11 protein-coding genes are annotated in these 12,600 nt (G+C 69.9%); 8 read left to right on the forward strand and 3 right to left on the reverse strand.

From position 1 onward, the window contains the following. Positions 1 to 33: 33 nt before the first annotated feature. The gene (locus ACZ434_RS01020; RefSeq protein ID WP_468451756.1) at positions 34 to 1,509 is read right to left on the reverse strand and encodes a helix-turn-helix domain-containing protein; all 1,476 of its coding nucleotides are present in this window, start codon (positions 1,507 to 1,509) and stop codon (positions 34 to 36) included. Positions 1,510 to 1,668: 159 nt separating this feature from the next. Between ACZ434_RS01020 and speB the strand changes: the two genes are divergently transcribed. From speB to ACZ434_RS01050, 6 genes are all read left to right on the forward strand, one after another. Continuing rightward, positions 1,669 to 2,637, forward strand: coding sequence for an agmatinase (speB, locus tag ACZ434_RS01025; protein WP_189555960.1), 969 nt, complete (start codon positions 1,669 to 1,671; stop codon positions 2,635 to 2,637). Next, on the forward strand, positions 2,634 to 4,337 hold the full coding sequence (locus ACZ434_RS01030; RefSeq protein ID WP_468450416.1) for a thiamine pyrophosphate-binding protein: 1,704 nt from the start codon (positions 2,634 to 2,636) through the stop codon (positions 4,335 to 4,337). Before speB ends, ACZ434_RS01030 begins: the two co-directional genes overlap by 4 nt. Before the next feature lie 325 nt (positions 4,338 to 4,662). Beyond that, a complete protein-coding gene (locus ACZ434_RS01035; RefSeq protein ID WP_468450418.1) occupies positions 4,663 to 5,961 on the forward strand; it encodes an AAA family ATPase in 1,299 nt (432 codons plus the stop codon). Continuing rightward, positions 5,961 to 6,641, forward strand: a complete 681-nt coding sequence (locus tag ACZ434_RS01040; protein WP_468450420.1) for an RloB family protein — start codon at positions 5,961 to 5,963, stop codon at positions 6,639 to 6,641. The genes ACZ434_RS01035 and ACZ434_RS01040 overlap by 1 nt, the downstream gene beginning before the upstream one ends. Before the next feature lie 96 nt (positions 6,642 to 6,737). After that, positions 6,738 to 9,359, forward strand: coding sequence for a type I restriction-modification system subunit M (locus ACZ434_RS01045; RefSeq protein WP_468450422.1), 2,622 nt, complete (start codon positions 6,738 to 6,740; stop codon positions 9,357 to 9,359). Further along, positions 9,349 to 10,599 (forward strand): restriction endonuclease subunit S, encoded by a 1,251-nt coding sequence (locus tag ACZ434_RS01050; protein WP_468450425.1) that lies wholly within the window; start codon positions 9,349 to 9,351, stop codon positions 10,597 to 10,599. Before ACZ434_RS01045 ends, ACZ434_RS01050 begins: the two co-directional genes overlap by 11 nt. A 60-nt stretch (positions 10,600 to 10,659) precedes the next feature. Here ACZ434_RS01050 and ACZ434_RS01055 read toward each other — a convergent pair whose 3' ends face one another. Together ACZ434_RS01055 and ACZ434_RS01060 are read right to left on the reverse strand one after the other, a co-directional pair. Beyond that, a complete protein-coding gene (locus ACZ434_RS01055; protein ID WP_468450427.1) occupies positions 10,660 to 10,881 on the reverse strand; it encodes a DUF397 domain-containing protein in 222 nt (73 codons plus the stop codon). Then, the gene (locus ACZ434_RS01060; RefSeq protein WP_468450429.1) at positions 10,874 to 11,668 is read right to left on the reverse strand and encodes a helix-turn-helix domain-containing protein; all 795 of its coding nucleotides are present in this window, start codon (positions 11,666 to 11,668) and stop codon (positions 10,874 to 10,876) included. Before ACZ434_RS01060 ends, ACZ434_RS01055 begins: the two co-directional genes overlap by 8 nt. Before the next feature lie 77 nt (positions 11,669 to 11,745). On the opposite strand from ACZ434_RS01060, the gene ACZ434_RS01065 reads away from it, so the two are divergent. Together ACZ434_RS01065 and ACZ434_RS01070 are read left to right on the forward strand one after the other, a co-directional pair. After that, positions 11,746 to 12,228 carry a hypothetical protein gene (locus ACZ434_RS01065; protein ID WP_468450431.1) on the forward strand — a complete coding sequence of 161 codons (483 nt, stop codon included), beginning with the start codon at positions 11,746 to 11,748 and terminating at the stop codon, positions 12,226 to 12,228. Beyond that, positions 12,225 to 12,593 (forward strand): hypothetical protein, encoded by a 369-nt coding sequence (locus ACZ434_RS01070; RefSeq protein ID WP_468450433.1) that lies wholly within the window; start codon positions 12,225 to 12,227, stop codon positions 12,591 to 12,593. Before ACZ434_RS01065 ends, ACZ434_RS01070 begins: the two co-directional genes overlap by 4 nt. Positions 12,594 to 12,600: the final 7 nt, after the last annotated feature.

Genomic DNA, 12,600 nt, shown 5'->3' on the forward strand with positions numbered 1-12,600 from the left:
GCCGACTGCGTACGGCTACTCAGTCCGGGGCCCTCAGGTGCGGCGCAGCGCGAACCACAGCTCCATCCGTACGTCCGGATCGTCCAGGTCGGCCTCCAGCAGCGCCGCGCACCGCGCGATGCGCTGCCGCACGGTGTTGCGGTGCACGGACAGCGCCACCGCCGTACGGTCCCAGCTGCCGTGCAGGGACAGCCAGGTGCGCAGGGTGTCGGTGAGGGCCGGGGTGGCCGCTATCGGCGCGAGCAGCGCCCGCGCGTGGGCGTCCGCGTCCTGCGGCGGGACGAGGTCGGCGAGGGCGGGGCGGTCGCCGTGCCGGACCAGCGGGGCGCGGGTGGCGCGGGCCCGGGCCAGCGCGCGGGCGGCCCGGGTGTCCGCGGCGGGCCAGTCGGACGGGCCGGCCGCCGTACTCACCCCGAGCGTCCAGCCCGGCAGCGGCTCCACGGCCCGCCCGCCCGGCACGAGGACCCGTACGACCTCGCCGGTCGCGTCGACCAGCGTGGAACCGAGCGCCGTGCCCAGCGCGGAGGCGGCCAGGGCGTCCGGTGCCCGCCGGTCCCGCCGCGCGTGCACCACACGCCAGCCCTCACCGCCGAGCAGGGGCACGACGCTCTCGGGCGCCGCGCCCAGCAGCAGGCGGACCAGCGCGGCGGAGCGGGCGGCGCCGGTGCCGCTGTGCCGCTCGCCGGTGAGGAGGGAGAGCAGGACGGCGGCGACGGACGCGATGGTGTGGTCCGCCGGGTCCCGCTGCGGGGCGGCGACCCCGAGCACAGACCCCTGCCCGTTCCCCAGCCCGTAGGCGACCAGCCGGAGACCGGCCACGGTGTCGCTGGCGGAGGAGGGCCGGGCCCCGGTGTGCTCGGCGTGCGCCGGAGCGCGCACCACCTCGGCGAGAGCCGCCAGCGCCGTACGCACCGCCTCGCCCTGGTCCGGGCCCGCGCCCGCGAGCTCCGTCCCGTCCGGGCCGTACAGGACCGCCCGCCCGTCCATGCGGCGGGCCAGCTGCTGCAGCACGGACGGGACCGGGTCGGGGCGGGCGGCGGCGCCCGCGAGGCTCTGCTGGGCCTCGGTGACCCGGCGCAGCTCCGCCGTGCGGGCCTGCGCCATCAGCTGCCACACCGCCCGCGCCACCCCCGAGAACGTGGTCCTGGGCGGCACCTCCAGCAGCGGCAGCCCGCGCATCTCGCACGCCTCGACGAGCGCCCCCGGCACCTTCTCGTGGACCGGCGCCAGACCGAAACCGAGCGCCGCCCCGCCCGCCGCCACGATCCGGGAGACGTAGGCGTCGAAGTACCCGGCGCCCGCCCCGTGCGGGATGTGCACGCCCGCGGACAGCAGCAGCTCCCCGCCCAGCAGGTACGGGTAGGGGTCCGCCATCTCCGAGGCCTGCGCCCAGTGCACGACGATCCCGGGGCCGTCCGGTCCCGCGATCCGGCGCAGTCCGAGGTCCTCGCGGGCCAGCAGGGCGTCCAGGCGCACGGGCGGCGTGGGCGGAACCACCGGGTCCGACATCGACATGCTGGACACTTCCTCCACTCCTCGTGACGGGAATGGAGGAAACGTACACTTCGCAGATGCTTTCCGCCCTCTTATGGTCGGGAGAGACCAGCGGCCCGCGCGTCCGGGCGGACGCATGTGCACGGCGAAGACCAGGAAAGTAGGCATGACCTCATGAGCAGCAGCGAGACGCCCCGCGGCCCCGTCGACTCCTCCCGCGTCCCGCGGTACGCCGGGCCCGCGACCTTCGCCCGGCTGCCCCGCCTCGACGAGGTCGGCCGCGCCGACGTGGCCGTGGTGGGCGTGCCGTTCGACTCGGGCGTCTCCTACCGGCCGGGCGCCCGCTTCGGCGGCAACGCCATCCGTGAGGCGTCCCGGCTGCTGCGCCCCTACAACCCCGCGCAGGACGCCTCCCCCTTCGCCCTCGCCCAGGTCGCGGACGGCGGCGACATCGCCGTGAACCCGTTCAACATCAACGAGGCCGTGGAGACCGTCGAGGCCGCCGCCGACGACCTGCTCGGCACCGGCGCCCGCCTGATGACCCTCGGCGGCGACCACACCATCGCCCTGCCGCTGCTGCGCTCCGTCGCCAAGAAGCACGGCCCCGTCGCCCTGCTCCACTTCGACGCCCACCTCGACACCTGGGACACCTACTTCGGCGCCGAGTACACCCACGGCACCCCGTTCCGCCGGGCCGTGGAGGAGGGCATCCTCGACACCTCCGCCCTCTCCCACGTCGGCACCCGCGGCCCGCTGTACGGCAAGCAGGACCTCACCGACGACGAGAAGATGGGCTTCGGCATCGTCACCTCCGCGGACGTCTACCGCCGGGGCGCCGACGAGGTCGCCGACCAGCTCCGCCAGCGCATCGGCGACCGCCCGCTGTACATCTCCATCGACATCGACTGCCTCGACCCCGCCCACGCGCCCGGCACCGGCACCCCCGAGGCCGGCGGCATGACCTCCCGCGAGTTGCTCGAGATCCTGCGCGGGCTGGCCTCCTGCAACCTGGTCTCGGCGGACGTCGTCGAGGTGGCGCCCGCGTACGATCACGCGGAGATCACCTCGGTCGCCGCGTCCCACACCGCCTACGAGCTGACCACGATCATGTCCCGCCAGATTGCAGAGGCCCGCGCGAAGTGACTCACGACCACGACCTGGTGCTCCGCCCGACCGCCGCACAGACCGAGGCGGCCCTGAACCCGCCCCCCGGCCGCAACGGCGGAGACCTCGTCGTGGAGACCCTGGCCGGGCTCGGCGCGACCACCGTCTTCGGCCTGCCCGGCCAGCACGCCCTCGGCGTGTTCGACGCCCTGCGCCGCTCCGACCTGCGCTACATCGGCCTGCGCGTGGAGAACAACGCCGGGTTCGCGGCGGACGCGTACGGCCGGATCACCGGCGAGGCGGCCCCGCTGCTGCTCTCCACCGGCCCGGGCGCCCTGACCTCCCTGGCCGCCCTCCAGGAGGCGGCGGCCGCGTCCGCCCCCGTGCTGGCGATCAGCAGCCAGGTCCCGACGGCCGGGCTCGGCGGCGGCCGCCGCGGCTACCTCCACGAACTCCCCGACCAGTCGGCCTCGTTCCGCGGCGTGGTCAAGTCCGTCCACACCGTGCGTACGGCGTCCCAGATCCCGTCGGCGGTCGCGGAGGCGTGGAAGTCGGCGCTGACCGTCCCGCACGGGCCGGTGTGGGTGGAGATCCCGCAGGACGTCCTCCTCGCGGAGACCGTCCTGCCCGTGGTGACGGCGATGGACGCCACCCCGGACGAACTGCCCCCGCGCCCCGAACTCACCGCCCTCGCCGCGCACTTGCTGGCGAACGCGGAACGCCCGGCGATCATCGCGGGCGGGGGAGTGGTCCGCTCGGACGCCTCCGGCAAGCTCAAGCGGCTCGCCGAGCGCGTCCAGGCCCCGGTGGTCACCACGCCCGGCGGCAAGGGCGCCTTCCCCTGGACCCATCCCCTCTCACTCCAGTCCTGGCTGGAGGACCGCCACACCACCGACTTCCTGGAGGACGCCGACGTCCTCCTCGTCGTCGGTTCCGGCCTGGGCGAACTCTCCTCGAACTACCACACGTTCAAGCCCCGCGGCCGGGTGATCCAGATCGAGGCCGACCTCGGCAAACTGGAGTCCAACCACCCGGGAATCGGCATCCACGCGGACGCCCGCCTCGCCCTCCAGGCGCTCCTGGAGACGGTGGACCCCCGCGAGGACACGACGGCCCCGGAGCGCGTACGGGAGGTACTGGACCGCGTACGCGCACGCATCGCCGCCCAGGAACTCACCCTGGAACAGCGGGTGCTGACCTCCGTCCGCCGCGCCCTGCCCACGGACTCGCCGTCCTTCTGGGACATGACGATCCTGGCCTACTGGGCCTGGTCGGCGTTCGACGCCATGGGTCCCAACCACCTGCACTCCGCCCAGGGCGCCGGCGGCCTCGGCTACGGCTTCCCGGCCGCCCTCGGCGCCGCCGTCGCCGACCCCACCCGCCCGGTCCTCGCGGTCTCCGGCGACGGCGGCGCCCTGTACTCGGTCGCCGAGCTGGCCACGGCCCGCCAGTACGACCTGGACGTCACCTGGCTGATCGTCGACGACGGCGGCTACGGCATCCTGCGCGAGTACATGACCGACACCTTCGGCGCACCCACGGCGACGGAACTGACCCGCCCCGACTACGTGGCCCTGGCGGAGTCCTTCGGCGTCCCGGCCCTGCGCACCACCCCGGAATCCCTGGAACAGGACCTCACGAAGGCCCTGACCACCCCCGGGCCGTCGGTCGTCGTCCTCCCGGCCGTCCTGCGGATGTTCGCCCCGACGCACCTGGACCGGTCCGGGCCCCCTGACTGAACGGCCCCCTGCAAGACGGCCCGGAGCCCGCCGTGCCCCGCCCGCCCGCTCGCGCGGCCGGCCGACGGCGAGGGCCGTCTCCCTCGTCAGCTACGGTGGCGCGTCCGGCCGGTCGGCAGCCGCCCGGCCCCACCCCGTCGACGACACCTGTGCCTGTCCTCCGGAGCGCTCTTCCCGATCCGCGGGAGCGGGGTGCGCACGATGTCGATCACTCGATCGGCTGCGGAAGTGATCCGGCCAACGGTATGTTCCGTGAGGTCGCGGGCTTCCCGGCCGGGCCGTCGTCCTGCGCGGCGACTACCCTGACCACGGTGAGGAGGACGGCTTGCTCCTGAGATTCCGCGTCGCGAACGTACGGTCCCTGCGAGACGAGCAGGAGCTGTCCTTCGTCGCGCCCGGCGACGGACGGGACGCGTCGGTGAACCCGGTGGATCTCGCCGGCGGCGGTTCCCTCTCCGTGCTCCCCCTGGTCGGCATTTTCGGGGCCAACGCCTCCGGCAAGTCCAACGTGCTGACCGCGATGACTGACATGCGCAACGCGGTCCTCAACTCCTACGCGCACTGGGCCTCTTACGACGGCATCCCTCGCCAGGTATTCTCCCTGGACCCCAGGAGCGAGAGCGAACCCTCCTTCTTCGAGGTCGACGTCGTCATCGACGGGGTCCGCTGGACGTACGGCTTCGAGCTCGGTGCCAAGCGCGTCGAGTCCGAGTGGCTGCACAGCTACCCACGGGGCCGCCGTCAGGAATGGCTCGACCGTGACGCCTCACGGCCGGACGTCTTCAAATGGCCCGGTGGCCGGGTCAGGGACCGCGCCCAGCTCGTACGGCGTACGCGGCCGAACGCCCTGCTGCTCTCCACGGCCGGCACGGACAACCATCCGCAGCTCTCCCCGTTGTTCCACTGGTTCCGCCGCAACTTCTGGATGATCAGCCCGGAAGTCGAGCGGGACGAGCGCGCGCGGTACACCACGAAGGAACTGTCCGGGCCGAGGGCCACCAGGATCCAGGAACTGCTGAGGGTCGCCGACCTCGGCATCACCGGAGCGACGGTCGTCCAGGACGGCCCGGGCCAGGACACGGTGAAGCTGACGCACCACTCGGCCGCCGGAGACGTGCCCTTCGACTGGCAGGAGGAGTCCTACGGCACCCGCTCCTGGTTCGCCCTCCTCGGCCCTCTCCTCCTCGCCCTCGACGAAGGCGCGGTCCTGCTCGTCGACGAACTCGACGCCAGCCTGCACTCCCGCTTCGCGGCCGAGGTCGTCCGGCTCTTCCACGACCCGTACGCGAACCCCAAGGGCGCCCAGCTGGTCTTCACGTCGCACGACGCGACGGTGCTCACCACCCCCAGCGGAGAGCGGCTCCTCGACCCGGCGCAGGTGTGGCTGACCGAGAAGGACAAGGACGGGGCGACCGGGCTGTATCCGCTCACCGATGCGGAGCCGGGCGACGACGAGGACCTCACGCAGTCCTATCTCGCGGGGGCCTTCGGCGGGGTTCCGGCTCTCCTGGAGGGGCAGATCGCGCGGCGGCTGCTGGTGGCGCGTGAAGCAGGCACGTACGACGGGACAGGCGAGCGAGCGGACGGGACAGGCGAGCGAGCGGACGGGGCGGGGCGCGACTGATGGGGCGGGCGCAGAAGGGCAGGGACTCGTGGGAGCGTCCGGCCCGACGGGGCGGGCAGCGCAAGCGTCAGGTCTTCGTCTTCACCGAGGGCAAGGTGACGGAGCCCTCGTACTTAGACATCCTCAAGGACCAGGGCGTCCCACTCGCCGACGAGGTCCCGGTGGAGATGCACATCGCCAACCGCAGAGCGGACAGCGGGCGCAAGCCACTCGACCTCGTCGAGCAGGCGGTCAGGCTGAAGCGCGAAGAGGACCGCAAGGCGAAGCGGGCCAAGCTGGAGGAGAAGTACCTGCCCCAGGTCTGGTGCCTCTTCGACCACGACAACTACAAGTACGTCCGCGACGCACTGGACGAGGCGAAGGCGGCGGGCATCGGAGTCGCCTTCTCGCATCCGTGCTTCGAGGTGTGGCGCCTCGCGCACTACAAGCCGGTCAGCGGCTCGTTCGCCGGGGTGTGCGGAGGGGCGGCCGGCCGGCTCCCGTTCCAGCGGGGCTCCCAGGACGCCAAGACCCCCAAGGTCGTCCTGCCGGGCCAGATCCTGGGCCACTACAAGACGGCGCGCGAGAACGCCGAGCGGATGAACGGCCAGCACCCGGCGCATGTGGGCAAGTGGGACAGGGACCCTTACACGGACGTACACGAGTTCGTGGAGAAGGCGCTGCACATCGGCAGCTACTGACCCCTCTCGGCCATGATCACGCGCTGATTTCGGTATGACCCCGGCCTGGTCATAAGGTCTCTCCGTCATTTCAGGTCGGGTCGTAGGGAGTCGTACGTGGCCAAGCTCACGCTAGCCCAGCTGGAACGGCATCTGTGGGCCGCCGCGGACATCCTGCGCGGCACGATGGACGCCTCCGAGTACAAGGACTACATCTTCGGGCTGCTCTTCCTGAAGCGGGCCAACGACGAGTTCGAGGCGGCCAGGGAACGGATCAGGCGGTACGCCGTCGAGGAGCTCAAGCTCGCCGACGAGGACGTTCCCGGCTATCTGGAGCGGCCGGGTCCCTACGGCAAGCGCGATGTGCTGTACGTGCCGAAGGCGGCTCGCTGGGCCGCGGTCTCCGCCGCCACCCACAACATCAACGAGATGACCCTGCGGCCCGCGCTGCAAGCGCTTGAGGCGCAGAACAGCAAGCTCAAGGGCCTCTTCGACCACCTGGACTTCAACCGCATCGGCGGGTCGGGCGCCGCGTCCGGCGCGGCCAAGCTCGCCGACCAGCGCCTGAAGCTCCTCATCGCGCACTTCGGGCGGATCCGGCTGCGCACGGAGGACTTTGAGTTCCCCGACCTGATTGGTGCCGCCTACGAGTACCTGATCAAGGAGTTCGCGGATTCGGCAGGACGCAAGGGCGGCGAGTTCTACACCCCGCGCGCCGTGGTCCGCATGATGGTCGAGCTCCTCGCCCCCACCGAGGACATGAGGATCTACGACCCGTGCGTCGGCTCGGGCGGCATGCTCATCCATGCGGCGGAGTACGTGGAGGAGCACGGCGGCGACACGTCGTCGATGTTCTTCGCCGGCCAGGACGCCAACTCCGGCTCCTGGATCATGTCGACGATGAACATGGTCCTGCACGGGGTGCGCCGCTTCGACCTGGCCACCGGGGACACGCTCTCGCAGCCGGCACACGTTCCGCGCTCGGACGAGGACCGGTTCGACGGGGTGCTCAGCAACCCGCCGTTCTCCCTGGACTACACCCTCGCGGATCTGGCGCACCCGGCGGAGCGCGCCAAGTACGGGGCGACGAGCGAGCGCGGCAAGGCCGACCTGATGTTCCTCCAGCACATGCTGTGGGAGGCCAAGCGGGAGGGCTCCCGCGGCGGCATGGTGATCACGGTCATGCCGCACGGGGTGCTGTTCCGGGGTGGCGGTGAGCAGGCCATCCGTACGGAGCTGCTGGAGAAGGACGCCATCGAGGCGGTCATCGGCCTCGCGCCGAACCTCTTCTACGGGACCGGCATCCCGGCCTGCATCCTGGTGCTCCGCCCGCCGGGCCGGAAGGACCGGGCGCGGGAGGGGAAGGTGCTGTTCATCAACGCCGACCGTGAGTTCCACGCGGAGCGGGCGCAGAACATCCTGCTCCCCGAGCACGCCGAGAAGATCGTCTCGACGTTCCACGCGTACGAGGAGGTACCCGGCTTCTCGCGGATCGTGACCCGCGAGGAACTCGCCGCCAACGACGACAACCTCAACATCCGCCGGTACGTGGACAACACGCCGCCGCCCGAGCCGCAGGACGTGCGGGCCCACCTGGTGGGCGGGGTGCCGCGCGCGGAGATCGAGGCGAAGAAGCCGCTGCTCGACTCGTACGGGATCGGGGTGACCGACCTGTTCGTGGAGCGGGAGCCGGCGGACCCGGCGTACGTCGACTTCCGGGACGAGGCGGCGGGAGGCCGTCCCGAGCTGGGCGAGCTGGCCCGGCCCCGGGAGGAGGCGCTGCGGGCGGAGTTCGGCAAGTGGTGGGAGGAGGAGGCCGCCCGCCGTCTGGAGGCGGTGGCGGCTACACCGGAAGCCCTCGCCTCGTCCACGTCCTCCGGGCGCAAGGCCGCGTTGATGGCGGTGCGGGGGCAGCTGATGAAGTCGTTCGGGGAACGGCTGGGACGGGTCGGGCTGCTGGACCGGTACGCGCTCGCGGGAGCGGTCGCGGGGTGGTGGTACGACGCCAAGTACGACCTGCTCGCGCTGTCGGAGAACGGGTTCGGGGGCGTCGTCGACGGATGGGTCGAGAACGTCGACACGCTGCTCTCGCCCGAACAGGACGCACGGACGAAGAAGCTGCGGACGCGGACGGCGGCGGAGCGGCGACAGGCCTACGACCACAAGGTGGTCGCCGCGATCGCTCCGCGGTTCCTGGAAGAGCTGGCGGAGGCGGACGCGCGCAAGGCGGAGGCGGACGCACGGTTCAAGGAGCTGAGCGCGCGGCTGTCGGGGGGCGGGGAGGAGCCGGAGGCCGACGGCGACCCGGCCGACGGTGAGGTCGAATCGGAGGACGTCGCCCTGAGTGCCGAGGAGTTGGCCGAGCTCACGGCTGAGCTGGCGCGGGTGAAGAAGGCGCGCACGAGGGCGGGCGCGGACATCAAACGCCTTGAGGCGGACTTTCATCGGCATCCGTACCCGAGCGACCCGCCCACATTGGGGGAGGAGCCGCCACGGTTGTTCCGGGCGCGGGAGGAGCTGGATGCGGAAGGGGAGCGCCGGGTGGTGCTCGACCTGCTGCGGGACGACCTAGCGGCGAAGCTGAACGGCCATGTGGTGCGGTGGCAGCGGGAGTTGGCGGCTTCTTATGAGACGTGGGAGCAGAAGTACGCCGTTTCGTTGAAGGAGATTCGGGCGGGGCGGGATCGTTCAGTCAACCGGCTGGATGATTTTTTGAAGGAGCTTGGATATGCCGAATAGAGGCTGGGAGTCGGTTCGGCTGGAGGATGTCCTTGAGTCGGTATTTGCGGGGGCATGGGGTGAGAGTCCGACGGACGTTCGGAGAGCAAATGTTTGTGTTCTGAGGGCCACGAACATTGATTCGGAAGGGCGGGTGGACTATAGCAGTCCCGCCCTCAGAGTTCTGGAGGCGCGTGAGATCTCACGCAAGCGACTCCGTCCGGGCGATCTCCTGGTGGAGGCATCTGGCGGCGGCCCGGGAACTCCGGTTGGCAGAGTGGCACTTCATGACATCGAATCCGACGGATTGGATTATATCTGTTCGAATTTCTTTCGCGCGCTGCGACCGAAGGGGAATCTAGTACATCCCGGGTACCTGGCTCATGTTCTAGTTGCGGCCTACCACTCGCCTTTGATCTGGCGCTATCAGCAGCAGACCACAGGTCTTGTAAACCTGAAGCTCGGGGACTATTTGAAGCAGTCGCTATGGCTTCCTCCTATTCCTGAGCAGGTGAGAATCGTCGAGATTCTCGCTGGCTTCTGGGAGGCTGAGCAGGGGATCAGGGCATCAATTGCCAAGCTCCGCAGCGTTCGGCAGGGAATAGTGACGTCGTTGCTCTCTCCCGCTGCGGTAAGACAAGCGGCGTGGGCTGTGACGTCTTTGGATTCAGTTGCTGAGGTGGGTGGTGGTCTCGCTCTCGGAGGAATCTCGGCGACTGGTGACTCGGTTGAGCTTCCTTATTTGCGTGTTGCCAATGTTCAGGATGGATTCATTTCGACAGCTGAGATGAAGATGGTTCGTGTTACGCCGGTTGACGCACGGAGATTTCGGCTAAGGCCCCGTGATGTGCTAGTTACGGAGGGAGGGGATTTTGACAAGGTTGGTCGGGGGGCGGTTTGGGATGGGCGTATTGAACCATGCCTGCATCAGAATCACGTCTTTCGGGTCCGCTGTCATGAGCGTGTTATGGTTCCTGAATTCCTTGCTGCCTACATGGCTTCACAGGCAGGGCGGGCATATTTTCTAAGCGTGGCCAAGCAGACGACCAACCTTGCATCGATTAACTCTACGCAACTCAAGGCAATGCCGGTGCCCTGCCCACCGTTGTCTGACCAGGAGCGAGTGGTTGAAATAATCGCTGACTGTGACAAGCAGATCAGCCGCGAAACCGGTGAACTCGGCAAGTTGCGCAAACTAAAGCAGGGGCTCATGGGTGACCTGCTGTCGGGGCGGGTTGAGGTTTCTGCTGTGGTGGCCTGAGAGGGCGACGTCTGGCCCGCGCCACGTGGCGCGGGCCAGACGAGTCGTGGCGAGGGGTGGTCAGGCGGAGAGACTTCCGTCCTTGACTGCTGTGACGAACGACGTCCAGCCGGCCGACGGGAAGATCAGCGCAGGCCCTTGAAGGTCTTTGGAGTCGCGGACCGGGACGCCGGTCGGGTAGCCGTCCAGGACCTCGATGCAGCTGCCGCCTTCGTTGCCGCTGTACGTCGACTTGCGCCAGCCGTGCAGGGTGGAGGCGTTGGGAATGGTGGGTTCATTCACGGTGTTCGTAGTCCTTTGCTGTCGCCCTCATCAGGGTCAGTGACTCCTTGAGCGGCATTGCGTCGCCTAGCGCGAGATCGTAGGTGCCTTCAAGGCGGTCGACCATGGCGGGGGAGTCGTGAATCTTGCCCACCTGGATACCTTCGGAGTACGCCACCGGCGGCTGATCCTCGAATTTGAGTAGGGTGAGCATGCTCTGCATGAGGGCGTGGACCCCCAGTCCGAAGGGCAACACGTGGACGCGTACGCGTCCTGATTCCACCAGCTTCACGATGTGGCGGAGTTGTTCCGCCATGACCTCCGGCCCGCCCACCACCCGCCGCAGCACAGCCTCGTCAAGCAGCGCCCACACTACGGGTGTCACCGGGTCCTCAAGGATCTTCGCCCGCTCAAGGCGTGTGACAACGAGCCTGTCACATTCCGCTTCACCCACCGGAGGGAACGACGTGCTCAGAACCGCACGCGCGTACCTTTCCGTCTGGAGGATGCCGGGGATGAACGACAGGGCGAACTCCCGGATCATCGTTGCCTGCTGTTCGAGCTGAAGAGCCGCCTCGAAGTACCCCGCGACAGCGGTGTCGTCGTCCGGCAGGAAGCTGCTGAGCACATCGCCCGTGTTCAGCGCCCTGTCGAGGCGTCTCGCGTCCTCCTTGGACGGGGTGCGTCGGCCAGCCTCGATGTGCGCGATGTGCGAACGCGTCATGACGGCGGCCGTCGCCAGCTCCTGCTGCGTCAGCCCGGCCGCCTCGCGCTGCGCCTTCAACCACTCCCCATAGATGTTGCTCATCGTCAACTCCCATGTGACAGATGCGTTGTCACATCCGACCCTCTGGCGAGCCTAGCCCGGCCCGTCTCACTCTGTGAGTGGATCGCTACACAGCGATGTCCATGCACGTCGACCTGCCCTCGGGCACGGAAGACCCCCGCGACCGCTACCGACGGCCCGGGGGCATGGCCCTCAACCGCATCGGAGTTGAAGACGTGTTGCACCGTATCGCCCTCCTCGTCGAGCCGCTGCTGCGGCTCCTGTGGCCCGCCTCCGGGCGCCACCGGCACCGGAACCGGCACCGCGCCGGGGGAGCAGCCCGGCCCACCCCCGCGTCGGCCGCCCACGTCACACCCGGCCGCCGCCCCTCCCCGCACGAGGCCCTCCTCCACGGCGAGGACTCCCGGCTCGTCCGCCCCTATCTCCTCGCCCACGAACGACGCGTGCAGGCCAGGCAGCAGCGTGCCCGCCGCCGAACCCTCTGGCTCGCCGTGCACGGCATCGACGTAGGGCCACGGCACATCCACGGTGTCGATGTCGGCTCTCGCCGGACCCGGGGGAACGAGGTGGCCGCCGCATGATCTACAAGAGCCACGACGCCGCCGCCCCCACGGCCGGCCGGCCCCGCCTCCTCCCCTGGTCCAACCTCGACGGCAACCCCTGCTACCTCGTCACCGACGACACCGGCACCGGCCGTCTCGCCCGTCTCGCCGACGACATCGAAGCCGTCCAGCTCGGCATGGCCGACGACCTTCTCGGTCACGCCGTCGACCTCCTGGGTGATACCAAGGCCACCACGCCGCAACTCCGTTACCTTGCGGCTTGCCTGGCCGAGGCGCTCCACGACGTGCACCGCATCGCACGCAGCAGGGGAGCGCGTCTCCCCGCGCCCCACGGCGATGAGAAGAGCCGCGACTCCGTCCCGGAAGAGGGCCCCGGCGCCTGACTTGCCC

The organism is Streptomyces sp. NPDC030893 (assembly GCF_055571535.1).

Bases quoted from the DNA above. Each gene is read 5' to 3' on its own strand.
- ACZ434_RS01070 (WP_468450433.1), top strand. From the start codon at position 12,225: ATGATCTACAAGAGCCACGACGCCGCCGCCCCCACGGCCGGCCGGCCC.
- speB (WP_189555960.1), top strand. From the start codon at position 1,669: ATGAGCAGCAGCGAGACGCCCCGCGGCCCCGTCGACTCCTCCCGCGTC.
- ACZ434_RS01040 (WP_468450420.1), top strand. From the start codon at position 5,961: ATGGGGCGGGCGCAGAAGGGCAGGGACTCGTGGGAGCGTCCGGCCCGA.
- ACZ434_RS01050 (WP_468450425.1), top strand. From the start codon at position 9,349: ATGCCGAATAGAGGCTGGGAGTCGGTTCGGCTGGAGGATGTCCTTGAG.
- ACZ434_RS01060 (WP_468450429.1), bottom strand. From the start codon at position 11,668: ATGAGCAACATCTATGGGGAGTGGTTGAAGGCGCAGCGCGAGGCGGCC.
- ACZ434_RS01020 (WP_468451756.1), bottom strand. From the start codon at position 1,509: ATGTCGGACCCGGTGGTTCCGCCCACGCCGCCCGTGCGCCTGGACGCC.